Here is a 25,827-nt window from a genome sequence, read left to right on the forward strand (position 1 = left end):
GGTCAGCCTCGCGCCTCCAGCAGGGCCTTTGCCCGGTCCTTGACTGCCGCTCTGTTCGCTGCGGCGGGGGTTGCGGCAGCGGCGGCGGGCGCCGCGAGCTGCTGCGTCCCGCCCGCCGATTTGCTCGCTTTGCGCAATTTATATTCGACGTCGCGGCGGAACCTGTACGTATAGAAGCGGCAGACGCGCACCTTGACGCTCAGCGTTCCGACGCCGTCGATCCGGCCATTTTCGTGATAGGCCATGCGCAGCATCAGGCTGATGTAGACGGTCGCGATTCCCGCCACATCGACATTGCCCGCGATCAGCAACACGACCGACATGGTCAGCCCGCCGCCAGGCTTGCCGATCCGCTTGCGATAGGCGAGCGCGATGCTGAGCGTGATGAACACCATCCCGCTGACCGGACCCAGCGCGAAGCCGAGTGCGGCTGAACCGCCCGCCGCGGCTTCGACGACGACCATCAGCTCGCCGTCGAAGGGCCGGTATTCGCAATCGACGGTGATATAGCCCGTGCCACCGATAATGAAGATCGAGAAGAGGAAGGGCAGGTCGGGCCGGCTGAGCGAAAAGCGGTCGGCGATCAGGAAGTCGGGATAGGCGATCAGTGCGAAGCGGTTGGAGATCGAAATATTGCTGACGCCGCTCGTCACGCCCATCAGGCTGATCGGCGGCATCGAGAATATATGCTCGACCCCGATCGGGATCCCGTTCTGCTTGATGACCTTGAGCCCGCCCAGCTCGTCGGGAAAGAGCGATGCCAGCGTTTCCTGGATAAAGCGGAACGAGGGGTTCATCTTGATATTCTTCGGGTCGAATTCGACCTTGAGCCCCGATGCGCGTTCGTAGTTGAGCGCTACCTTTTGCAACATGACCATCGACTGACCCGCGACGACGGCGTCGATGTCGGTGTCGATCCGCGCTCGCCCGGTTTGTTCGACCTTGTCGCTGTCCTTGCTCGCCTCGATCCGGAGCGTGCCCGTCATCCGGCTGTTGACGAAATCCATCTGGAACGGCCCGATGGCGAACAAGGTGCTGCGTTTGGGCAAGGGCAGGTTGATGTCGATCTGTACCCACGCGCGAAATTGTTTCTTGTCGAAGGCATGGGTGATCCGCACCGCGTTCTTTGCACCACTCGAAAGTTTGACGCCGCGGAACATCTTGCTGAGATCGATGCCGCCGAAGTTGCGGAAAATCCGGCCGATGTCGAACTTCGACATGTCCTGCGGAATGATACCGTTGCCGATCTGCTCGAATGGCAGGCCGATGCCCATCGCTTTCAGCTCGTCGCCGAGCCGGCCGAACCACGCCTCGGCGGGGGTCGTGTCGATGACCTTGTCGATTTCCTTATAGTAATAATTCAGCCGCTCGCGCGCGAAGTCGAGATTGGGGAGCGCGGGCGCCGAAGCGGCGGCGGCGTAGAGGCGCAGGATATTGCCCGGCGCCGCCATGACCCCGTCGTCGGTGAGCCCGCCGGCAGCTTCGAAAACCCGGTCGGTATAGGCCGTGGCCTGCGCACAAGAGTCCGAAAGGCGTTTGCCGATCTTCCGGAAATCGTCGCTGGCCTGTCGGGCAAGACTGCGCAGCGCGTCCGCATCCGCGAGCGCGCCCCGGATGGTCCCGGTCAGTGCGTCGATGGCGTCCTTGATCGGCTTGGCGAGATCCTTCAGTTGGCCGTACGCGCCTTCGAGGCTCGTGCCCAAGGTTGCGCAAAGCTCGGTTGCCTTGGTGCTGATCACCGCGAGTTCCGCCGTGGCCGCCTTATCGAACGCTTCGAGCCGTTTTTCGACATACTCGCTGAGATCGCGGACGCGCTGGCGCAGGATTTCCTGGCCCTTTGCGGTTACCGGATCGAAGTCGGCAAGATCGACGCCTTCGAGCGCGTCGATGATCGCGGGCGTGAGCACATATTTGCACAGCAACTCTTCGGCGACTGTCGGCTTCAGGAACTCGCCAAACACGTCGAGGGCTGCTTGCACCGTCGCGGCGGCGCTGTCGATTTCGCGGAAGGCGTCCGCCGGCAATTCGGCGAGATCGCCAAGCGCGTCGTTCAGCGCGCGGTGCGACCGTTGCACGAACCAGTCGGCAACCTCGCCCAGTTGCGCGCCGCCATAAATCAGGTCTTTGGCCAGCGCGTCGAGTGCGCCGATCCCGGACAGCAGGGCGGTCTTTACCTCCGTCTCGATGTCGTCGAGCACCGCCTTTGCGTCGGCGGCGAAGGACTGAACATCGGCCAGCGCGTCGAATGTCTTCTTCGCAGCCGCGATGGCCGCTTCGATCGCATTGGCCTTGCCCCGGAGCGTCGTCGCCAGCGCGGCGAGTCTTTCGGGATCGAGGTCCGGATGGGCTCTCAGCGCGTGAAGCTTTTGCCGGACGTCCTCGACCTTTGCCTTGTGGACGGGGTCCTTGAGCGCGTCGATCGCTTTCGCCAGCGCCTGATCGAGCCTCGCGGTACCGCTGTCGATATTGTCGTGCAGCGCCCAGATGAAGCTTTCGGCTGCGGTCGAATGCGTCCGCGCCAATTGTCCGAATGCCATTCCCTGTTCGACGAAGCGGCGGAGCATGGGCGCGAGCGCGGTGACGATCTTTTGCGACGTCGCGTCGATTTCTGTCGCGAGGCGGTGCTGCACGTCGGTCAGCGCGGATTCGATTTCGGCGATCGCGCCCTGACGAACCTCGTCGAGGCGCCGGTGATATTCGTCGATCCGCGAAGGCGACCAGGGCTTGTCGAGATCGTAGCTCGCCCTCACCTCGTCGAGCCGGCGCCCGCCGTTGCGGAGCGCGGTTTCGACGCCCGCCTGGAAATCGCGCACCATCTGGCGCGCGGCGATGACGCCCGCTTTCAGATTGCCGATGTCGCGATATGCGCCGTCGAGTGCAGGGCGCACCAGCTGGATCAGTTCCTCGGCGGCCTTTTTGGCAATCGCATCGACCGTCGGGCAGTTTTCGCCCACCTGGATGAGGTCGGTCGCCTTCGCCTCCCAGCTCCGCACGAAGTCGAGGACCGGGAGTTTCTTGCGCTGGAGCGATCCCTTGAAATCGGTCACGAGCTTGTCGCAACGCCGCCCGGCATTGGCCGCCAGCTGACCGAGGTCGCCCAGTTTTGCGTGATAGTCGAGCGCCGTCCGGTCGATCGTGTCGAGGATAGTGACGAGGTTTTTAGCCGCGGCTTTCACTTCGTCGCCGGAACCGGTCGCGACCGTCGTCCGGAAACGCTCCATCGCCGCCCCGGCAGCCTGCAGCGGCGCGGTGCCCAGCGCCGCGGTCGCGCCGGCCATCTGTTGCTCGATGGGCAGCGCCGCCGATTGCGGATGACGGGCGCGCATGAAGGTGATCGTTTCGAGCCCCGCAAACAGCGGCTCGTCGCCGCGGCCCGCGTTCATCGCCGTCTTGCGCGCGGGCTCGGCAAGCAGCCAGGTGAAGCGCCGATAGCCGCGCGGCACACGCGGCGGACTGGGCGCGCGGCGGCCGTCCTGGCCGCTGTCAGCGAATTGCGGCTGATATTTGTGCGCGGGCGCGGGGAGGTTGGTGTAATCGATACCGAGCCGTTCGACCCAGCGGTCGGTATCGGCATCGCCGTCCGGATCGCTCGTGTCGGCGAAGAAATAGATATTGTCGGGATCGAGGCATTCCTGCGCCGCGACGGGGGTTTCGCCTTCCCCCTCGGCCGCCGTGACGAAGACGATATCGGGGCGCGGATAGACCGACGGGCGTTGCACGGCGCTGTGCCGGTTCCACAGCGGAATCTTCCAGCCGATCAGGCCGACATCCTCGCTCCACGCGCTGTCGACATTGATCGTCTTTTGATTGAAGCGCACCGACCGCAGGAAACCCGCGCTGGCTTCGTCGGATTTCGCGAAGCCCGTGCTCGCCTCGCGTTGCGCCGCGAAATCGGGATAGGCGCGGGCGGGTTGCAGCAGCTCGATATATTCGCTGACCTTGCGGAGTACCGGGCGGCGCGTGCGCTCGCCAATCCCGCCGTCCGGCGTGAACTGGGCGCTGGGATTGGTCGTGCGTTCATAGACGACGACATGTTTGGCGCGGTGCCAGAAGACCGAAATTCGCCCGATGATCTCGACGCGATGCCGCTGGACATGACCATTGCGCGTTTCCGAAATGATCGCGAGCTGGCCGTTCAGGAACTCGGCGCGCTGATCGGCATCGCCGCCCGTTGGCGAGAGCGCGATGCGTTCGATCGTGCCGCCGTTCGATTCGGGTCTGGCGATCAGCCGGGCGCAGAAGTTGGCGGATTCGATGGGCCAGAGCGCGCCGCCCGACAGGCCGTGGGGGAGCAGGCGCGGCCCTGCTGTCCGGGCGGGATCCAGTCTCTCCGGGTCGACGACCGGCAGGTTATGAACCGCGGTGTCGCGCAGGGCGAACCGCACGCCGTCGCGAAAGCGTGCCGGCGTGAACGGGGTCGCGTAATCGGGATCGCGCATCCACATTTCGAGCCGCTCGGGCCGACGCGCGATGGCGTTGCTCAGCGCATTCCAGCGTCTCTTGCGCGAGGACTCGGCATCGCCGCGGATCGGGCCGGGCGGGCGGCCCAGCAACGCCTCGATTTCGGCGACCCGCGCGCCGCGCGCCGGGCCGCTTTCGCGGGCTGCGTCGATGCCCACCGGCAGGCCATAGAGGAACTCGGCGCGAAAAGCGGTCATCGCGGCGCCGAGTCCAAGGGCGCCATATTGGCGAAACAGCTCATGCCCTGCCCATTCGGGCAGAAAATAGCCGCGTTCGACGTCGGTCGGACGAACCCATAGCTCGGCCGAAGGCGTCAGGCGGAACTCGACCGCCCGGCGCTGCGCTACGCCGTTGCTGTCGGATTCGTAAGGCCGGACGAAGCCCGGGGCCGCATTTTCCTGGTCGATGATTTCGAGCCGCCGCGGCTTGTCGGCGCTTTCGCCGATCGACTGCGGCGGAAATTCATAATGATAATGCGCGCCGACGGTCTTGAGCGCCCAGCGCCGCGTATCGCTGTCATAGGTGGCGACCGCGCTGTTGATCGGGTCGCCACGATCCTGCAACGGCTGCGAGCGAAATTTGGTGATCGAGAAGGGGTGCGTCGACAGCACGACATGATCGCCCGAGCTTCCCGCGCCATCGCCATTGTCGTAGAGATCCGCCGTCAGACGACGGTCGATCGAGGCGCCCACCTGCTCCTTGAGGTCGAGAAAGTATCGGCCTCCGCCCTGGCCGTCGTCGAGGCGGATCAGCAGCGGCCGCACCCGGCCGTCGCGCTCGCCCCGCGGGATATCGACACCCAGTGGCAGAACCGACCCGATGTCGAGCCGCAAACGGAGATCGACGTCCGCCGACCAGTAATAATGCGAGGTGCCGTCCTCACGCAGTACCCGAAGCTGTTTGCGGGTAGCGAAATACCAATGGCTGGCCTGATCGAAGTCGCCCGATAACCCGGTCTCGTCGGGTTCCTTCAGCAAGAAGGATGCATTCGGCTGGAACCCGAAGCCGCCGAGCCGGAGCTGCGGAAAATCGGCTGCCGGGACCGTGGCGGCGGCTTTGGACGGCATAAGCCGAAACGTACAGAAGGGGCCGCCACCCGCGTCATCGGCGGCATCATAAGCGACGTCATGATGCGCGATCACCACCGCCGCGACCTTGCCCGCCTCCGCGGCGAGCGATGGCAGGCTGAGGGTCGCGTCGATCCAGCCGCTGTCGTTGCCGATGATCCGTTCTTCGGGACACAGGCTGAGCCGGAAATCGGCGCCGGGCCATTGTCGCCGCCGTTGTTTCGGGCCGCCCCAGTCGACCGACGCGCTTTGCGTCGACCCAACCGGCAGTTTCGCGCCGTCCTCGCCCCCCGCATGGATTTGCGCGTCGAGTTTTGCACAAAGCGCGAAGCGGCGGAGGCCTTTCGTCAGCGCGATTTCAGGGAGCGCCGACTGGGGCAGGCCGGCTTCGATGTTCTGCAGGTCGAGCCGCGCGAGACGCATGGCCTTGATCGCGCCGTCCAGCAGATCGTTAACGGTGACTTCGCGGGCATCCGCCTGTTTCGAAAACAGCTCGCCAAGTCCGCACGATGCCTCGACATTGGCCGAGAAGCCGAACCGGATCCGGAGGCTGGCGCCCCATCCATCGGCCTCCATCGCCGCCCATATGCCATCGTCGGGTATCGAATAGCCAAGTTCGAGATCGAGGAAGAGTTCGCGGGACTCCGTCAGAAGCCAGCGGACAGGATTGCGCGGGTCGCGAAGCTTGAAGCGATATTGGGGGGCGGCGGCGCTGCCGATGTTTTCCACGGCGATGTCGCCGCTTTCGCCGCCGGCTGCGACCGCAAAAATGGCGGTGCGGAAGCTGATCCTCGTTTCGGCGGAATCGGAGAAGAAGCGGATGCTATTCCATTTCTCGCCGCCGGGCGACTGGGGCGGGGCAAGCGAGACGCAATCCGCCAAGCCGGGTGCAACCACGCCGAGCCGGGCGAAAGCATCGGCGATCAAGGTGGCCGCGTCGGTGGGCCAATAACGTTCAGCGGCCGCGCCGCCCCTCGGATAGAAAAAATCCCTGGAGCCGCCATCGGTCCTGCAGAAACCGAAATGGCCCAGACGGTGGTTCCCGACGGGCGTGTCCTTCAGTTTCTTCTCGCCGTTGTTTCCGTCGGGTCCTGCAGCGAAGAATGTGGCGGGGACGGCACGTCCGTCAACCACGGTCTTCGCAATTCGAGGAAGATAGCGGGCATGAAAGGGGACGGCATAGCTGACGCGATTTCCCTTGAGGGACTGCGCGCGAGGGGCGGCAAGCGCGAGGCGGAGGCTGAAGCTGGTCCCGCTGCCGGACGTATTATCGTTGGCGTCGCCGATACCAATACCGCTCTCATGATAATCGCGTTCCCACAGGAAACCGCGAGCGAGCAGCCAGCGTTGATCGAGCACCGATCCCGATCCGTCGGCCGGCAGCTGATATTGATCGAAGACCCCGGCGCCCCGGAAAACGAGCCTTTCGCCATAAAGCGCCGGGCCGGCCGGAGGCTTGCCGAGGCGGAAGGCGAAGGGCTTCGATCCGTCGCCGATCGCCGCCAGCATCGCAGCCTTGTTCAACGATGCCAGCCAGCGCATCGCCTCTATGCCATCGTCGGGAACCTCGTGGGGGATCCATCGCACGCACGCGCAAAGATCGCTTCCCTCTTCGATATAGAAAATCTCGACGATGCCTTTGCGGCGACCGGTCTCTTCGTTCGGGAGGGGAGGCCATTGGAAGTTCCCGTAGACCCGGAATGCCGTGTTGCGGGTCATGCCGCGCGCCGCCGGCGTGCCTGTAACGCGATGGGCTTCTGCGACATCTCTTATCCCCCTCATGGTTCGGACCAGCCGAACCGACCGCAACGCGCTATCGGCGACGGATCCCCCGATCCGCCGATTCAATACAACAGGAGCTTCACAGTCGAAGCTGCCATGGGAAGTGCGGGGCCGGGCCCCGCACTTCGGACGATGTGCGACCGATAATTATGAGAATCGAGGCAAGATGATTTTTAGTTAAGGTTATTAACCACAGTGTAATTTCCTCCGTCAACCCGTCGGCAGCGGATTCTTTTTTAGATAGCTTGCTTTGATCGTTATTGGTCCATTCGGATTGTTTTTCCGTGTTCAACCGGTCGGACGCCATGGCTCTGATTTGGGAGGAAATCATGCCGATCTGATCCAAAGTATTCCGAGCAGTTTTCGTCAGAATGGCGTCACGGCGGATTCGTTTTTCTTTATTTCGCGGTCGTTTTCGTAGCGGGTGCGAAATTTATTTGGTTGTCTTGCATAACTTTCGCTATGTTTTGCTCAACGGGTTTGCCGGGCATTGCGCGGAGAACGGGGTGGAACATCTTTTGCACGGACTTGTCTGGGGCTGGTGCGCGGCGCTCCGCATCGACCTGCGCTGGCCGTACCGGCTTCGCAACCTTGCCTTGATGGATTGGGGTCTGATCCTTTTACTTGCTTTGACCGCGGCCGGATCCGGGTTCGGCGCCTCTGGCCATGCGGGTGCGATTAAGGGCGTTATCGGCTTCGGGCTGGGCGCAGCGGCATTTTTCGTTTGGAAAGCATCGCTTTACACGGCGTCCGAGGGAAAGACGGGGAGGGTGGCATGACGATTGGCGAAGCGAATCTGGGGCTGAGCGGAAGCGATCTGGCGCTGATGAAATGGGGGGCGTTCTGCCTTGGCCTGATCGTCGGCTGGTTCGTCTATTACATCAATCGCTATCGGAAGGGCGACGTTCAGTTCGGCGATATCACGACCGTGCTGGCGGCGATCGGCGGGGCCGCGGTCGTCCAGTTGTTCGGACAGGGCACGGCGATGTTCGGGGCCTATGGCATCGGCCTTGCGATCGGCTTTTTCGGTTATTTCCTGATCCTCGTGGCGCTGGTGAATATCTCGCCCAATTTCGGGGCCGACTGGTTCCTCGACGGCCGCCGCAGAAATCCGGCCTCCGATGAGGGCTATGGCACGCAGGAACGTCCGCCGATGGCGCCCAATCCCGGTCCCGGCCCCGGCGGCTTTTATGGCGCAAATCCCGCCGGCCCGATGGCGATGCCGCAACCCGCGGCATTCCCGTTCACGGCGGATACCGCCAACGCCGACAAGATTGTCGCGACATGCAAGGCCAGATGGCTGGGCGACAAAGGGTCGTGCAACGGGTTCGTGATCGCCGTGGCGGGCGAATTGGGGGTCGGCCTCGCGGGCACGGCCGACCAGATTCTGGACGCGATCACCGACGCGGAATCGGGTTGGAAGAAGCTGGCCGACGGGGTCGCCGCGAAGGCCGCCGCCGGACAAGGCAAGCTGGTCGTAGCGGGGTTGCGGTCGAGTGATTTTTCGCAAACCACCACCCATGGCCATGTGGTGATCGTCGTGCCGGGTGCGATGAACCCCGGAGGCTGGGCGCCCGCCGCCTATTGGGGCAGCATCGACGCCGGGGTCGCAGCGAAGGGTGGTAGCGGCAGCCCGCTCAGCCTGTGTTTCCGCGAGGTCGACGGAAAGAACCGCAAGTTCGAGTATCGCAGCTATGACTGGTAACGCGGGGCATTTTTGCGCCGCGCTTCCGCTGTCGTTGCCGAAATCGGTAGCGCGCAGCCGGGCTGCGTTGCTCAATGCGACATTCTGGGGGCGCGACACCGAGCTGACGGTCGGCTTCCTTGGCGGCACGCGTGCGCTTCGAAAGCGCGTTCAGGACCTCGCGATGGAATGGCTCGACCGCACCGGCGCGCGGCTCCATTTCCAGTTCTGGCTCGACGAGGATGTGGACGCGGCCAAGGCCAATATCCGGGTCGCGTTCGATCCCGAAAAGGGGTCGTGGTCGTGGGTCGGCACGCAAGCGCGCAGCATTGCGCGGGGGATGCCGACGATGAATCTCGGCTGGATGACGACCGAACTGGACGAGGCGCAGGCGCGATCGGTCGTGTTGCACGAATTCGGTCACGCGATCGGCCTCATTCACGAACATCTGCATCCGTTCATCGATATCCAGTGGAACCGCGAACGGGTGATCGCCGATATGATGCGCTCGCAGAAATGGGACGAGGCGACGGTGGTGTCGAACATGTTCGACGTGCCCGCCGCCGACCAGGTCTTCGCGACCGCACCCGATCCCCAATCGATCATGATGTACGCGATTCCGCCCGAATGGACGATGGACGGTATGACCGTCGGCTGGAACGACAGCCTGAGCGCCGACGACATCAGGTTGATTCAGGAAGCCTATGGCGTTCGGACGGGATGGGCCGGATAGCGATGGCGACCCAGCTTGCCGATCGCGCAATTGTCGTCGGTGTCGGCCGTTACCCGCGGCTTGGCCAGAATGGAACGCCGCAACATCTGGGCGGACCGGTGCGCGATGCGACCGATTTCGCTCATTGGCTTCTGGCGCAGGGAGGCACAAACGTAACGCTCGTCACCTCGGATGGAATGGGACAGCATCAGTGGACGATCGAGCATCTTCGTCCGGGGTATGGCGACGTCGAACATCCGCTGACCGATCTGGTCGACGAAGGCGAGGCGTGTCGCAACGCAGGGCGGCCGGTGGTGCTGGGTCGACGGCTCACCATCTATCTGGCCGGACATGGCTTTACGCCCAAAAACAAACATCTGGCGCTGATCACCGCCGAAGCCAGCCGCGGCAGGATGGAGAGTATCGAAGCGACATCATGGGCCGACTGGTTCGCCGATCAGACACATTTCGACGAGATCGTGCTGTTGATGGATTGCTGCACGATCGCCGATTACGCCCAACCCAGCCGCGGGCCCATCGGCCTGCGGCCCAACCGGCGTGCGAACGGTCCGGCGAAGCTGGTGACGATCTGGGCGACGCGGCCCGATCAGTTCGCCTATGAGCGCGCGGGTGCGGACGGCATCGTGCGCGGCGTGTTCACCACCGAGCTTCTCAAGGCGCTGAACGGTGCTGCGGCCGAACGCGACGGAAAGGTCACCACCGCGTCACTGCGCCGCTATTTCCGGTCGGCGGGTCTCACCGGTGCAGGCGACGCGCAGACGAGTGTCGAAGAGGATGGCGGCCCCTATTTCCGCGACGATGCCGACATCGTGTTCGTCGCCGGCAAGTCGCAACCAAGGTACCGAATCCACACCGGCCTCGCGGCGGGGACGCCCGTCAAAATCCTTTATGCCGGAACAGAATCGCACTTCGACGGCCCGTGCGGGCCGGACGGGGTGGTGGAGGTAGAGCTGCCGCTGGGGCTCTATGTGGCAGTCGGCGGAGGCGAACGGAACATGTTCGAAATCGGGGCGGGGAGTGCGGCCGATGTCTATCCGGGACAATGATGCCCTGCAGTCGCCCGACGAGGGCCCGGGCGCGGTCCGGCTGTTGGTCAATGCGCCCCCCGACGCCGAGATCCATGTCTTTGGCGGCGGCCTGGACCGGCGCGCCTATGGCGTCGGGCAGGTCGACACACGGCTGGCAGAGGGGCTTTACAAGATCCGCTCGGTGCGCGGCGGGGCGGCGGTCGAGCGTCTGGTCGACTTGCAGGACGACACGCAGCTTTACCTCACGGCGGAGCCGTCCACCGCGATTGCCCCGGTCGGACCCGTCTATGGACGGTGGAGCGCCGAAATCGAGGCGCTGGCCCGTGAGGCGATCGATGCGGCGGCGGCGGATCGGCCCCCCGGGGACGGTTCGACGATCCTGCTGATGGCGCATCGCGACGTCGAAGGGCTCGCTGATCCGCTTGCCGAGGCGACGCTGTATCGCTGGCTGGAAATGCACGTTCGGGCAAAAGCCGGAGATGCAGGCCGCGAACGGCTGATCGGGACCGAATGGTGGAGCGCGTGGGCGGTCGTGGTCGAGCCCGGCTGCTATCAGATCGAATTCGGCGGCGGCGCGCTCCGGCAGGCCCTGCTGGCGGTTCCCGGCTATGATACGCGCGTCTTTATCCGGCGCAGCGGCCCGCGCGCGGTTCCCGTTCTGCCCGCAGCCGATCTGAAGGAATTGGCGGTGCACGTCGTCGGCAGTGTGTCCGCCGACGCCGCGCCGGGCTCGATCCGGACCGAAATTTCGGTGCAGATGGCGGAGCCATCATCGGACATCTTCTATCGGGATCATTTCGAAACGATCGAAGTCGCGCGGCAGGCGCTGGAGACCGAACGGCCGATCATGGTCCAGCCGCAGCTCGTCGATCAGCTGTTGCACGGCAAATGGGGGAACCCGGTGATGGGCCTGATGGGCGCGCATCTGTTTCTGGCCGGTCTTGAGCGCGACCGCGATCCAGGGGAGGGGACGCCGTCTCGCCCGGTCGACTTGCACGACCAGGTAAGGTCGCGCGCCGCCGAGACGCTGCATACCGTATTGAAAAATCTGGACGAGGTTTTCACGCAGAATTCGGGGTCGCTGCCCAGCGATCTGGTTGCACTGCATTTGCGGGCGAGGCCGTTCACTGGCGATACGCAGGACTTCGGGACCATTTCCGAGCCGCCGCTTTTCTGGGCTTCATGGGAAGCTTTGCTCCGCCATTCGGTGCCGCAGGGCCCCGTCGCGATTTCCCGTCAACTGTACAGCCGCGTTGCGCGTGCTTATCCGGCGGGTCCCTATTTCGCGTGGCGTTCGGGGCCCCGCCTGTCGGTCGAGCGGCTGGTGACGAATTTCCTGATCGGCAATGCGGCCCTCGATCTCGCCGGAGCGCTTCTGCCGTCCGGCCCGGTGCAGGTGGCCGGCGGGCTGGCCACGATTGCAGCCCGAATTGCCGGCGACGAGCGCTTCCTGTCCAACAAGGGCGTGCCCATGCTGGATCAGGAAGAGATAGGACCGGACGGGGTCGCCATGGCCCTCGGCGCGCCGCGTTCGCTGGTGCAGAAGGACTGATCCGCGAAGCTTCTTCGCGGATCGCGACTAGAATTTCACGCTCAACCCCGCGGTCAGCCGGCGGTCGGTGAGGCCCTGGAAACACAAGAGCGCCTTGTCGTTGACGCAATATTGGTTCTGATCGCCGCGCAGCAGGTTGATGCCCTCGACGCCGATGTTGATATGATCGTTGATGTCATAATTGATGCTGGCGTTAAGCTGACCCCGGGCGCCGTTGATGAGCGGCAGGCCGAAGAAGAACGGGTCGTTCGACACATAGCTGGAGCGCCACGTATAGCGCAGCCGCGCGTTCAACCCGTATTTGTCATAGAACAGCGTCGTGTTGTACGCATATTTCGACAGGTTCGTCAGCGAGATGATATCGCGCGAATTGGCGTATCCGAGCTGCGTGAAGACATTGCGCGGGCCGTCGGCGACGCGGTACTCGCGCGCGGTTCCGCCGGTCTTCTGATAGGTGAAATTGCCGATGAAGCCGAAGCCTGACGCAAATCCGAGCACATCCTCCCATGCCGAAAGATCGTGCTGGAACGCAACTTCGATACCGGTTTGCGTCGTGGTTCCCGGGACGTTGAAGGTCGAACTGCGCGGCACGCAGATGCCGACGCCCTGAATCGGGTTGTTGATGTTCCGGTTGGCGATCGGATTATAGATGCCGCCGCCCGGGCAGGAGGGATCGATCGACACGTTGAGGTTGCCGCCCGCGTCCAGATTGGGGGCGGGATCTTCCTGCCGCTGTGCGAACAAATTGGTGCGGCTCTTGTGAAAGACGCCGACGCTGATCAGGCTGGACGGGGCGAAATAATATTCGCCCGAAAGGTCGAACGACCACACCGCTTCGGGGACGAGGTCGGGATTGCCTACCGCCACCGGCGTGTTCGCGCCGGTGCCGAAGGAAAAGGATGTCGACAGCGTGTCGAAATTCGGGCGGCGGATATCGCGCGCGATACCGGCGCGGAGGAGGAGCTTGTCGGCCGGTTCGAGAACGAGGCTGAAGCGCGGCAGCAGGAAATTATATGAGCTGTTGGCGACGGTCTGTCCCGTCACCGTGCCGTTCGCGATATTGTTGCCGGTCGAGGAAAGTTTGGTGTGCAGCCAGCGGAAGCCGGCATTGCCGCGCACTGGCATCCCGGCGATTTCGCCCTCCATATTGGCCTGGAAATAGGCGGCGTTGGTCGTTTCCTTGATGCTGAAGAACCCTGCGAAGGATTCGGTCGGCATCGCGAGCGACGCCACGGCAGGGCCTTGCGTGCGCGCCGCATTGCTGGCCGCGATGGCGGCGTTGAGCGCGTCCAATACCTTGGCCGGGTCGCGGAACGAGAGGCCGCCGTCGATCAGAAGGAAGTCGGGGAACGACAGCCGGCGTCCATCGGCGGCGTCGAAATTCCGGGGGCCGGGGATCAGGATATCGGAAAACAGGTCGCCCGACGGCCTGTTCCAGGCGGTTGTCGTGTTGGTCAGGCTGACATTGTTCGAAAACTCGCTGTTTTTCGCCGTTGTCCGGTTCCAGCGATAACCGAAGTCGAGCGACGTCACGAACGGATTGAGATCGGTCGTGTCGTAGGTGAAATCGAGGCGCGCCCCGCGTTCCTTGTTGTCGGTCGAGTTCGCGCCCTGCGTGACCTGTTGCAGCTGATAATTGGCGGGGTCGAGCAATTGCGCCGCGGTCGGTGCAAAGGCGCTGGCCTGATCGATGCCGAATTGCAGCGTCCCGTCCCGAAGGTCGAATTCCAGCGGCACGCCATTGTCGATGCTGCGCCCGATGACGGGCTGCGGCCCGTTGGGGTTGATGAAGTCGAGCGTCGTCGAGAAGTTCGGGAAATCGGATTTGGAGGTCGACAGCGACACTTCGGCGCGGACCTTCAGCTTGTCGGTCGCTTGCCAGTCGGTTCCGAAATCGAACACCCGGCTCTTGGTCACGCGCGCGCCGGTGTCGCTCGAGGTCCGCAGGTTCGGATCGACCACGCTTCCGGTCGAGCCGCCAATGCCGATGGTGCCCGCGACCGCGGCCTGAACGGTGCCGAGGTCGACAGGGCCGTTCGGGCCGTTGATCGTGCCGAGATTGACCGTTTCGAACGCGGTGTTGTTCATTGCGTCGACGACCGACGGCGTCGCGGTGCCCGATATCTGGACGCGGTGGCTTTGTTGTCCGCGGCTTTGGTTGTTGAGCGTCGCGTCGAAATAGAATTTCAGATCGTCGTTCGGCTTCCATTCCAGCGCGGCGGTGCCGTTGTAGGTTTCATATTCGTAATTCTCCAATCCCTGCTGCAGGAACTGGATGCGCAGAAAGGGAAAAGCTTCCGCGCTTGGGCCCGAGCCCGGCAGGACGAGGGCGTCGCGATCGACGCGCGGCTTGAAGGCGGCGACGTCCTGACGGGCGTAGCTTCCGCTCAGGACGATGCCGATTTCGCCGATGCCCGTGTCCCAGTTATTTCCGACGGTCGCCGATACGCGCGGCAAGGTCGATTTCGCAAGGTCGCTGTTTTCCATCTGCGCCCGCGCGGCGATCAGCGGCTCGCGCAGATCGAGCGGGCGGATCGTCCGCAGATTGATCGTGCCGCCCACCGATCCTTCGATCGTTTGCGCGGTCGGGACCTTGGTCACCTCGACCGAGGCGATCAGCGCAGCAGGCAGGTCTTCGAAACTGATGCCCGAACGGCCGGCGCCCGATCCCACGGTGGAAACGCCGTTGATTTCGGTGCGGTTGGCGTCGGTACCACGGATCTGCACAGCGTTGCCGACACCCGCTTGCCGGGTGATCTGGACGCCGGTGACATTTTCCAGCACTTCGGCGAGATTCTGATCGGGCAGCTTGCCGATATCTTCCGCCTGGATGACTTCGACGAGATTGTCGGACGTGCGCTTTTCACCCAGCGCGGTTGCAAGAGAGCTGCGAATGCCGGTTACGACGATCGCATCATCCGCCGGTTCGTCGGCGACACCGCTTCCTTCATCCTGCGACGGGGCGTCTTGCGCGAAGGCGGGGGGCGCGAGCATGGCCATGGCCGTGGTGCCGAGAAGCGCCGCCGCGAAATTATATTTGCCGCCCGCAATGCGGCCGATGCTGCCCCGAATCATCCCACTCTCCCTGTTCGACTTTATTTGGGTAGAGGCTCGCTTTGTCAGACCAGTATGTCAACCCATGTTGTATACCGTTATTGGGTTGATCTTGTCCTACCTGTTGTATAGGCCAATCGACAAGAATCATAAAAAGGGTGAGGCGCAGTGCAGATAAGGGCGTTTTTAACGGTGGCGATGCTGGCTTCGACGGCACACCCCGCGCTGGCGCGCGACATGCTCGTGGCCGACCAGGCGCAGTATAAAGCAGCGATAAAGAAGGCGCAGCCGGGCGACAGGATCATCCTCGCCGATGGCGAATGGCGCGATTTCCAGATCGTCTTCACGGGTAACGGCAGCGCGGCCAAGCCGATCACGCTGACCGCACAGACCAAGGGCAAGGTGACAATCACCGGCCAGTCAAACCTGCGCATGGGCGGCCAGCACCTGATCGTTTCAGGTCTTGTCTTCAAGAATGGCGCCAGCCCGACCGGCGAAGTGATCAGTTTTCGCCGCGATTCAAAGACGCTTGCGATCAACTCGCGTGTCACCGAGGTCGTCATCGACGGGTTCAGCAAGGCCGACCGCCGCGCCGACGATATCTGGGTCGCGCTGTATGGCACCGGCAATCGCGTCGACCATTCGCATTTCGAGGGCAAGACCAACAGCGGCGTGACGCTGGCGGTGATCCGCCGGGCGGGCGACCCGCTCGATAACCGCCATCGCATCGATCATGTTTATTTCGGCCCGCGCCCGCCGCTCGGCTCGAACGGCGGCGAGACGATCCGTATCGGCACCAGCGAGGAATCGCTGTCGGCGTCGAATAGCATTATCGAACGTAATATCTTCGACCGCACAAGCGGTGAGGTCGAGATCGTCTCGATCAAATCGGGCGGCAACATCGTCCGCGAAAATCTGCTGATCGAAGCGCAGGGCGCGATCGTGCTGCGCCACGGCAACGGCAATCTGGTCGAGCGCAACATCTTTCTGGGCAAGGGCGTGGCCGACACCGGCGGCGTGCGCGTGATCAACCGCGACCAGATCGTGCGCGGCAATTATTTCGAAGGTCTCGCGGGCACCTCGTTCAAAAGCGCGATCAGCGTGATGAACGGCGTGCCCAATTCTGTGATCAACCGCTATCATCAGGTCGCGAACGCGCGGATCGAGGGCAACAGCATAATCGATAGCGCGCGCATCACTTTGGCCGCAGGTGCCGATGCCGAACGGTCGGCAGCGCCCGTAGACAGCCGGTTCGAGCGCAATTTGATCGTCGGCGCGAAGGGGCAAGATCCGTTTCGCGCCGAAGGCGAAATCGGCGGCATCGCGCTTGCGGGCAATGTCGAGGCGAAGGTCGCAAAACCCTTGCTGGGGACCGGCGTCGAACAGCGCGAGGTCAAGCTCGAACGTGCCGCCAACGGTCTGCTTTACCCGGTCGATCCGGCGCTTGCCGCCGTCGGCGCGCCGCGCGACCTGAAGCCGGTGACGCGCGCGGAGGTCGGCGCGAGCTGGTATCGCGGCGACGCTCCCGAAGCGGCATTCGGTGCCGGTGACACCCGGCCGCTGGCCACCGGCGCCTCACTCGCGCAAGCGGTTGCCGATGCGAAGGCGGGGGACACCCTCGCGCTCGCCACCGGCACATATGACATCGCGGCGCCGTTGACGGTGCAGCACCGCCTGACCATCGCCGGCGCAAAGGATGCGAAACCCGTGCTGCGCGTTGCTTCGAGCCTGGCACGGATCGAGGGCGGCGGCGGATTACAGCTGAAAAACCTGTCGGTCGACGCAAGCGGGGCGCCCGGCGAGGGCGCGTTGATCGCGGTCGAGAGCGGCGTCGCGCCGAATTATAGCATCACGCTCGATCGCGTGTCGGTGCGCGGCCCCGGCAAAGGCCGGCTCGACGTCATCGCCATGGCGCCCGGCACCTTCGCCGACGATGTCATAATCGCGAACAGCGACTTTACCGAAATGGGCGTCGTCGTCGCGGCAACGGGTGAGCAGGAGCCGAAAGGCTGGTATCCGATGGAGCGACTGACGGTCACCGACAGCCGTTTTTCGCGGGTCGCGATGGTCGCCGACTTGCTGCGCAAAGGGACCGACGAAAGCACGTTCGGGCCGTGGTTCGCGATGACCGGATCGAGCGTCGCGGACAGCGGGCGTGACGGCACCTCGCTGCGCCTGTCGGGCGCCCAGCATGCCGATATCGCGCAGAACAGCTTCGCCACATCGGACGGCATATTGGTCATTCATTCGGTCGGCGCGCCCGAAACGCGGATCGCGTCGAATGCTTTCGCCGCGACCCCCGCGCCGAAGATCGAGGAACTCGCCTGGAAAGGGGCGCCGCGTGCGCTCCTGTCGGCCAATATCGTGGAGGCCCGCCCATGACCCGCACGCTTGCCCTGCTGCTCGCCGGTGCCGCGCTCGCGCTGCCCCCCATCCCCGCTACCGCGCAGACCGAGGCTGCACCGACGCGCGCGCCGTTGTTCGCTGCCGAAATCGAACGTGCCAAAGCGGGTGTCGAAGCATCGATCAAGGCGGGCATCAACGTGCCCGTGCCCAAGGACCCCGGCGGCGGCTTCACGCACGAACAGCACAAGCGCAATTACCGCACGATCTTCGAGGGCGGGCAACTTTTCCGCCTGACGGGCGAGGCGCGGTACCGTGACCATGTTCGCGACCTGTTGCTGGCCTATGCCGATCTTTACCCCAAACTCGGCCCGCATCCGGCGGCATCGAACCAGGTGCCGGGACGGTTGTTTTGGCAAAGCCTCAACGACAGCGTCTTTCTGGTGAATGCGGCGCAAGGCTATGCCGAGATCCGGGGCGCTTTGTCCGCAGCCGACCGCAAGCGCATCGACGATCAGGTGATCCGCCCGATGGCGCATTTCCTGTCCGACGGATCGCCCGAAGTCATCAACCGTATCCACAATCACGCGACCTGGGCCGCCGCCGGCGTCGGCCTGTCGGGTTATCTGCTCGGCGACCGCGACCTTGTCGACAAGGCACTGCTCGGGCTCGACAAGAGCGGCAAGGCGGGTTTTTTGCGGCAGCTCGACCTGCTGTTCTCGCCCGACGGCTATTATGCCGAAGGGCCCTATTATCAACGCTATGCGTTGCAGCCCTTCGTCGTTTTCGCAGCGGCGATCGCGGCGAATGATCCCGACCGCAAAATTTTCGAATATCGCGACGGCATCGTGTTGAAGGCGATCCGCACCGCGATCGACGTGACTCACGACGGATATTTCCTGCCGATCAACGACGCGATGCCCGACAAGAGCCTGCGTACCGAGGAACTCTATCACGCGGTCGCAATCGCCTATGGCGCGACCAGGGATCCGACCTTCCTGTCGATCGCCGACTGGCAAGGGCGCACGGTGCTGACCCCCGCCGGGCAGGCGATGGCGACCGACCTCGCCGCGGGCAAGGCAAAGCCCTGGCCGTTCGGATCACGGCTGCTCTCCGATGGCCCCGACGGCAAGGGCGGCGCGCTTGTCCTGCTACGCACCAAAGCCGATCCGACCGGTCCGCTGCTCGTCGCCAAGAATACCGTGCAGGGCATGGGCCACGGTCACTTCGACCGCCTCGGCTGGGTCTATTATGACGAGACTGGCGCGGTCGTGACCGACTATGGCGCCGCGCGCTTCCTGAATGTCGAGGCGAAGCGGGGCGGGCGATACCTCCCCGAAAACGATAGCTGGGCCAGTGCGACGATCGCACACAACACGCTAGTCGTCGACGAGCAAAGCCACTTTGCAGGCGATTGGAAAGCGGGCGAAAAATCGGGAACGCGCCAGCTTGCCGCCGCGCTCGAAGGCCCGACGCGCTATGCGATCGGCGAAATCGACAGCGCGTACAAGGACATCAAGATCCGCCGCGCTCTGCTGCTGGTCGAAGTCGAAGGTCTCTCGAACCCCCTCACGCTCGATATCCTTCGGGCGACTGGCGACGGCAGGCATCGCTATGACCTGCCGCTGCATTTTTCGGGGCAGATTATCGACAGCGACATCGCGTTCGACCGCAAGCTCGCCGAGCGCCCGGTGCTGGGCAAGGCGAACGGATATGAGCATCTGTGGGTCGATGGCGAAGGCACGAAGGCCGGCAAGGCGCGGCTGACGTGGATGCAGGGCAGCCGTTTCTATAGCTACCATATGCTTCCCCCCGCGGGTGCGCGCTTCATCGTCGCGGAGAGCGGCGCAAACGATCCCGAATTCAACCTGCGGCGCGAACCCGCGCTCATCCAGCGCGTCGACGGCGCGGCGGACGCGGCCTTTGTCAGCCTGCTCGAACCGCATGGCGCTTATGACGCGTCGGCTGAAACCGTCGTCGCAAGCAGTCCGCGTGTGTCGGCGCTGGAGCATCGCAAGGAAAAGGGCGTTGATCTGGTCCTCATCACGCTCGTCGACGGCCGCCGCATCGCGATTGCCGTCGCGGACGACGTTACGGCGGGCAGCAAGCACAGCCTCGCTGTCGACGGCCGGACCCTCGCATGGACCGGCCCCGTCGGCCGCCTCGACATCGCCAGAACCGGAGCGAAGAAATGAGCAATATCAAGGGCCGCGTCCGCTGGTGCGTCATCGCCCTGATCGCGCTCGCCACGGTCATCAACTATATCGACCGCAATGCGCTCGCGGTGATGTGGCCCGAAGTGTCGAAGGATATCGGCGCCACCAAGGAAGATTATGCGCTGCTGGTGACGATCTTCATGATCTTCTACGCCTTCGGCCAGTCGCTGTTCGGGCGGATCTTTGACGCGATCGGCACGCGAATGGGCTTTGCGATCTCGATCATCTTCTGGTCGCTGTCGATCGCGGCGCATGCCTTTGTCCGCTCGCTGCCCTTGCTTGGCGTTTTGCGTGCGACGCTGGGGGTCAGCGAGGCGGGCAACTGGCCCGGCGCGGCGAAAGCCAATGCGCTGTGGTTCCCGTCGCGCGAACGCGCGCTTGCGCAGGGCATTTTTAACGCCGGCGCGTCGCTCGGCGGCATCGTCTCGGCGCCGCTCGTCGCGCTGCTTTTCGTCTATTTCGGTTGGCGCGGCACTTTTCTCGTCATCGGCGTTTTAGGCTTTTTGTGGCTCATTCCCTGGCTCTGGTTTTACAAAGCCGACCCTGAAACACACCCGAAGCTGAGCGACGAAGAGCGCGAATATATTCTGACCGGCCGCACCGAGGCAGGGCAGGACGATGGCCGCCGTATCCCGCTCGGCGAGCTGCTACGCTACCGCCAAAGCTGGGGCGTCATACTGTCGCGCTTCTTTCTCGATCCGGTCTGGTGGCTCTTCGTGTCGTGGCTGCCGATCTATCTGGCCGAAACCTTTGGCTTCGACGTCAAGCAGATCGGGCTTTTTGCGTGGGTGCCTTTCGTCGGCGCGATGTTTGGCAGCCTGTTCGGCGGCTGGCTTTCGGGGCGGATCATCACTCGCGGCGGCGGCGTCCACAAGGCGCGTACGCTGACGATCGCGATCGGCTGCGCGATCATGCTGCCGGCACTGCTGTTCACGATCGGCGCCGACGATCCGTTGTCGGCGGTGCTTCTGATCGCGTGCATCCTGTTCGGGTTCCAGATGGCGATCGGCAATATTCAGACACTGCCGAGCGACTATTTCGGCGGTGGCGCGGTCGGCAGTCTCGCGGGGATCAGCGGTACCGCCGCGGTCGCCGGCACGCTGATCACCACCTGGCTCGTGCCCGTGCTGACCAAGACGAGCTACGCCCCGATCTTTGCGCTCAGCGCGGCGATCGTGCCGATCTCTTTCCTGTGTTTCTGGCTGATCGGCGGACGCGTCGAACCGGTCATCACCAAACCCACCCACACCCAAGAATAAGGAATAGCATCACATGAACCTCCAGGGGAAAACCGCGCTCGTCACCGGCGGCGGACGCGACATCGGTCGATCGGTCTCGATCGCGCTCGCGCGCGCCGGCGTCCGCGTCGCGATCAATTACAACAGCGGCCGCGAAGCCGCCGAGGACACGCTGAAGACGATCAAGGATGCGGGCGGCGACGCCTTTCTGATCCAGGCTGACGTCACCGACAGCGGTGCGGTCAAGGCGATGCTCGACGAGGTCGGCGTTGCGTTCAGCGGCCGGCTCGACATCCTCGTCAACCTTGCGGGCGGGATGATCGCGCGCAAGACGCTAAGCGAAATGGACGAAGCCTTTTTCGACCAGGTCATGACGCTGAACCTGAAATCGGTGTTCCTCGTCCTGCAGGCCGCGCAGCCCTTCCTCGGCGAAGGATCGTCGGTGGTGAACGTGTCGTCGCTCGCCGGCCGTGACGGCGGCGGGCCGGGCGCGTCGGTCTATGCGACCGCCAAGGGGGCGCTGATGACCTACACGCGTTCGATGGCCAAGGAACTCGGCCCGCAGGGTATTCGCGTCAACGCGGTCTGCCCCGGCCTGATCGGCACCAGCTTCCACGACATTTTCTCGAAGCCCGAGGGCCGCGCCGCGACCGCGGGCAACACGCCGCTGCGCCGCGAAGGCCATCCCGACGAGGTGGCCGACACGATCGTCTATCTGGCGTCGCCGGCCGCGAGCTTCCTCGCGGGCGTCTGTCTCGACATCAACGGCGGACTGGGCTTCTCCTGATGCGCCGGCTCGCCCTGACCGTCATGGTTGCCCTGCTCGCGAGCGGGGCGCAGGCCCAGACCCGTGAGCGGACCGATGCGCCGCCGCTCGAGCCGTACAAGATCATCCTTGTAGGCGATTCGACGATGGCGCCGCACAGCGGCTGGGGCGGGGCGTTCTGCTCGCGCCACGTCAAATCGTCGGTCGCGTGTGTCAACGCCGGACGCGGCGGACGCAGCACGCGCAGCTACCGCCAGGAAGGCGGCTGGGACATCGCGCTCGCCGAGGCGAAAGTGCCCGGATATCGCGGTACCTGGGTGCTCATCCAGTTCGCGCATAATGATCAGTCGAGCAAATCCGAGCGTTGGACCGACGAGACGACCGAGTTTCCCGCCAACCTCCGCCGCTTCGTCGAAGAGGTAAGGGCGGCGGGGGCAACTCCGGTACTCGTCACCCCGCTGACGCGCCGCGAGTTCAAGGACGGCAAGCTCAAGAACACGCTCGCGAGCTGGTCCGATCAGGTGCGCGGCGTTGCGAAGGCGATGGACGTGCCGCTGGTCGACCTCAACGCGCTGAGCGCGGCGCAGGCGCAGGAAATGGGCGCCGAGATGGCGACGAAGCTGGCGCAGGAACCGCCGGCGGCCGAGGAGCTTGCCGCGGCGAAGGCGGGCACGACGCTGACGGCGCGCCCGGCGCCACCCGAGCCCACACCGATCGCGGGCGATGGTGCGCGCGGGCAGGTGACGCGCAAGTTCGACTACACGCACCTGGGCGACATCGGCGCCGAGGTCACCGCCAGGCTTGTCGCACAGGCGCTGGCGCGTGCGGTGCCCGGCTTGCGGAGCCAGCTCGTTCGTTAACGGTATAGTGTATGTCAAAATGGACTAACCAATTTGGCATACACGATGGTTGACAATTGTGCCGCCATGCTTGAGAGCATTGGTCAGAACAGAATCGACATTTGGGAGAGACGACGTGAATTCTCGTAATCAGATCCGTGCGCGCATGCTGCGCGCCGCGTTGCTGGCTGGTGCCGGCTCGACGCTGCTGATCGCTGCGACACCTGCGATGGCGCAGGATGCGCCCGCACCGCAGGCCACGGAAGAAGAAGACGCGATCGTCGTCACCGGTATCCGCGAGACGATCCAGAATTCGATCAACACCAAGCGCGAAGAAACGGCGATCGTCGATGCGCTGTCGTCCGACGATATCGGCGACATTCCCGCGATCTCGGTCGGGCAGGCGATCCAGACGATCACCGGCGCGACGACGCACCGCGAAAAGGGCGACGCCTCCGAAATCGCGCTGCGCGGGCTTGGCCCCTTCCTGTCGAATGCGACCTTCAACGGCCGCGACGCATCGAACGGCAGCGGCGACCGCTCGGTGAACTTCAACCAGTTCCCGTCCGAACTCGTCAACAATATCAAGATCTACAAGACCCAGCAGGCGAGCCTCGTCGAGGGCGGCGTCGCGGGCACGATCGAGATCGGCACGCTGCGCCCGCTCGATTTCGGCAAGCGCCGTCTGCAGGCCGATATCAAGGCACAATATAATCCCTATGGCGATCGCATCGTCGGGTCGGGTGGCATCGGCTGGCGCGGGACGCTGAGCTATGTCGACCAGTTCGCGAACGACACGATCGGCATCGCGATCGGCGTCCAGCGCAACGACACCAACAACCCCGAGGAAACCTTCGCAGCGAGCTCAACCTGGACCGCGTGCCAGGCTTCGCCCGTCGTCGCGAACAACAATTGCAACGAGTTTACCCGCGACGAATATGGGCAGAACCTGCCCTTCTATCTCGTGCCCAACGCCTATACCTTCCGCCAGATCAGCGAGACCGACAAGCGCGACGCGGTGTTCGGGTCGATCCAGTGGCGTCCGTCGGACCAGTTCAACATCAACCTCGACGTCCAATATTCGGACCGCACCTTTGTCGAGAGCCGCCGCGACCTCAATCTGTCGGAAGGGCGCTATGGCCTGACCAACGTCGTCTTTGACGAGAATGGCATTGTGCAGAGCCTGAACGGGCTGAGCTCGATCGAATCAAACGGGTCCGAACTGGCGCGGTCGGAGGAATATCTGGGCGGCGGCCTGTCGGTCGAATGGCAGCCGTCGGACCGGCTGACCCTCACCCTCGACGGCAGCTATTCGCGTACCGTCCGCACCGAAATCGAGCGCAATGTCCGCCTGCGTACCGACCCGACCGACGTGAATGGCGTGCGCACCGTGTTCAACAACATGCGCATTCCCTACACCTATTCGATCACGCCGGGCAGCTTCGTGCCGACGATCACGATCGACCCGCGCTTTGACCTGAACAATCATAATCTGTTCTGGGACGATGCGCGGTTCCGCCGCGACGAAAGCAAGCGCCGCAACGAGATCTACGCGGGACGTTTCGACGTTGCCTATGAAATGGATGGTTTCCTGAAGACGCTGTCGGCGGGCGGCCGCTGGTCGCACCTGACGTACCGCGACTATGATGTGCGCAACGGCGACTTCAACCTGAACCCGGCAATTGCCGAGGACCGCCGCATCAACAATCTGTGCCGTCAGGCCTTTCCGCAGACCAATTTCCTGTCGGCCGCCAAGGACAACAGCATCAATAGCTGGGCGACGTTCGACGTCGATTGTCTGTTCCGCGAATATATGGGCGCCGAAGACCCGGGCAATCTTGCCGACACACGCTCGGTCGCCAATCGCGACGTCACCGAACGGACCTTCGCGGGCTATGTGATGGCCGAATATGACGCCGATCTGGGCAATATGCCGATCCGCGGCAATGTCGGCGTGCGCGTCGTCAATACACGCGTCACCTCCGATGGTCTTCGCAGCGACCTCAGCATCGTCACCAATCCCGACGGGTCGATCCGTCTCGTCACATCGGGCGATTTCGACACGGTGACGATCAAGAGCCAGAACACGCGCATTCTGCCCAGCCTCAATGCGATCTTCGAAATTGCGCCGAACACGCTGGTGCGCGCCGCCGCCTACCGCGCGATGTCACGTCCCAACCCCAGCTCGCTGGGCGCCGGCCGCACGATCCTGCTCGAGGATGGCACCAGCTTTACCTCGGTCGAAGATGCGATCCGCAACATCACCGCGAACGGCAGCCCGCGTCTGAAGCCGCTGATGTCGTGGAACGGCGACCTGTCGTTCGAATGGTATCCGAACAAGGACAGCCTCTTCTCGGCCACCGTCTATTACAAGCAGTTCACGGGCGGTTTCCAGCCCGTGGTGTTCAACGAGGATTTCACGATCGACGGCCAAACGGTGTCGATCCCGGTGACGCAGACGCGCAACAGCCCCGACAAATCGCGCATCTATGGCCTCGAACTGACGGCGGCGACGCGCTTCAGCTTCCTGCCCAAGCCACTCGACGGACTGGGCGCGAAGGTCAGCTACAATTACGCCAATTCGAACTTCAAGACGCAGGATATCCGGCTCGGCGACGTCTATGATCCTGAAACGGACACCGTGACATCGGGCATCATTCCGCCCGCGAACCTGTCGGGCTATTCGAAGCATGTGCTGTCGGCGCAGGCCTATTACGAGATCGGGCCGGTGTCGCTGCAGGCGATCTACAATTATCGCGGCAAATATTTCCAAGACTTCGTCGGCGGGAACAGCCAGCTACGCTATGTCGCCCCCAGCGAAACCATCGACTTCCGCGCGTCGCTCGACCTGATGAAGGGCGTGTCGCTGCGCTTTGAAGCGCTCAATATCTTCAACGAGCCCAAGGCGACTTACATGCCGGTCTATGGCAGCAGCCGTCAGTATCATTATTATGGCGCGAAATATTTCATCGGCATCCGGGCCCGGATTTGAAACTAACTTCGGTCATGGGCTTCAAACTTGTCATACCGGATTGTATGGACTTCCTGACACCGACGCGGGGAG

Annotated in this window: 13 protein-coding genes; 11 read left to right on the forward strand and 2 right to left on the reverse strand. The window is 63.7% G+C overall.

All coding sequences use genetic code 11. The features are described from left to right. Nucleotides 1-2 precede the first annotated feature (2 nt). Nucleotides 3-7,247 carry a hypothetical protein gene (locus AC3A43_RS01745; protein ID WP_487790824.1) on the reverse strand — a complete coding sequence of 2,415 codons (7,245 nt, stop codon included), beginning with the start codon at nucleotides 7,245-7,247 and terminating at the stop codon, nucleotides 3-5. A gap of 434 nt (nucleotides 7,248-7,681) precedes the next feature. Here AC3A43_RS01745 and AC3A43_RS01750 point away from each other — a divergent pair, with 434 nt between their 5' ends. Genes AC3A43_RS01750 through AC3A43_RS01770 form a run of 5 tightly spaced genes read left to right on the forward strand, consistent with a single transcriptional unit; the run spans nucleotide 7,682 to nucleotide 12,307 of the window. Then, nucleotides 7,682-8,089, forward strand: coding sequence for a hypothetical protein (locus AC3A43_RS01750; RefSeq protein ID WP_487790825.1), 408 nt, complete (start codon nucleotides 7,682-7,684; stop codon nucleotides 8,087-8,089). Continuing rightward, complete coding sequence (locus AC3A43_RS01755; RefSeq protein ID WP_487790826.1) at nucleotides 8,086-9,015, forward strand: hypothetical protein; 930 nt, start codon at nucleotides 8,086-8,088, stop codon at nucleotides 9,013-9,015. Before AC3A43_RS01750 ends, AC3A43_RS01755 begins: the two co-directional genes overlap by 4 nt. Next, complete coding sequence (locus tag AC3A43_RS01760; RefSeq protein WP_487790827.1) at nucleotides 9,005-9,727, forward strand: M12 family metallopeptidase; 723 nt, start codon at nucleotides 9,005-9,007, stop codon at nucleotides 9,725-9,727. The genes AC3A43_RS01755 and AC3A43_RS01760 overlap by 11 nt, the downstream gene beginning before the upstream one ends. 2 nt (nucleotides 9,728-9,729) lie before the next feature. Next, nucleotides 9,730-10,773 (forward strand): hypothetical protein, encoded by a 1,044-nt coding sequence (locus AC3A43_RS01765; RefSeq protein WP_487790828.1) that lies wholly within the window; start codon nucleotides 9,730-9,732, stop codon nucleotides 10,771-10,773. Beyond that, nucleotides 10,754-12,307, forward strand: coding sequence for a hypothetical protein (locus AC3A43_RS01770; RefSeq protein WP_487790829.1), 1,554 nt, complete (start codon nucleotides 10,754-10,756; stop codon nucleotides 12,305-12,307). The genes AC3A43_RS01765 and AC3A43_RS01770 overlap by 20 nt, the downstream gene beginning before the upstream one ends. Before the next feature lie 27 nt (nucleotides 12,308-12,334). Here AC3A43_RS01770 and AC3A43_RS01775 read toward each other — a convergent pair whose 3' ends face one another. Further along, nucleotides 12,335-15,382, reverse strand: coding sequence for a TonB-dependent receptor (locus AC3A43_RS01775; RefSeq protein ID WP_487790830.1), 3,048 nt, complete (start codon nucleotides 15,380-15,382; stop codon nucleotides 12,335-12,337). A 177-nt stretch (nucleotides 15,383-15,559) separates the two neighbouring features. On the opposite strand from AC3A43_RS01775, the gene AC3A43_RS01780 reads away from it, so the two are divergent. The 6 genes from AC3A43_RS01780 to AC3A43_RS01805 all read left to right on the forward strand — a co-directional run bounded on the left by AC3A43_RS01780 (nucleotide 15,560) and on the right by AC3A43_RS01805 (nucleotide 25,755). Next, on the forward strand, nucleotides 15,560-17,743 hold the full coding sequence (locus tag AC3A43_RS01780) for a chondroitinase-B domain-containing protein (RefSeq protein WP_487792006.1): 2,184 nt from the start codon (nucleotides 15,560-15,562) through the stop codon (nucleotides 17,741-17,743). Beyond that, nucleotides 17,740-19,899, forward strand: coding sequence for a heparinase II/III domain-containing protein (locus tag AC3A43_RS01785; protein WP_487790831.1), 2,160 nt, complete (start codon nucleotides 17,740-17,742; stop codon nucleotides 19,897-19,899). Before AC3A43_RS01780 ends, AC3A43_RS01785 begins: the two co-directional genes overlap by 4 nt. Continuing rightward, nucleotides 19,896-21,179, forward strand: a complete 1,284-nt coding sequence (locus tag AC3A43_RS01790; RefSeq protein WP_487790832.1) for an MFS transporter — start codon at nucleotides 19,896-19,898, stop codon at nucleotides 21,177-21,179. Before AC3A43_RS01785 ends, AC3A43_RS01790 begins: the two co-directional genes overlap by 4 nt. 13 nt (nucleotides 21,180-21,192) lie before the next feature. Beyond that, nucleotides 21,193-21,945: an SDR family NAD(P)-dependent oxidoreductase gene (locus AC3A43_RS01795; RefSeq protein ID WP_487790833.1), complete on the forward strand. Its 753-nt coding sequence runs from the start codon at nucleotides 21,193-21,195 to the stop codon at nucleotides 21,943-21,945. Next, nucleotides 21,945-22,784, forward strand: a complete 840-nt coding sequence (locus AC3A43_RS01800) for a rhamnogalacturonan acetylesterase (protein WP_487790834.1) — start codon at nucleotides 21,945-21,947, stop codon at nucleotides 22,782-22,784. The genes AC3A43_RS01795 and AC3A43_RS01800 overlap by 1 nt, the downstream gene beginning before the upstream one ends. 115 nt (nucleotides 22,785-22,899) lie before the next feature. After that, a complete protein-coding gene (locus AC3A43_RS01805) occupies nucleotides 22,900-25,755 on the forward strand; it encodes a TonB-dependent receptor (RefSeq protein ID WP_487790835.1) in 2,856 nt (951 codons plus the stop codon). Nucleotides 25,756-25,827: the final 72 nt, after the last annotated feature.

Source organism: Sphingopyxis sp. Soil_C_28, assembly GCF_057657055.1.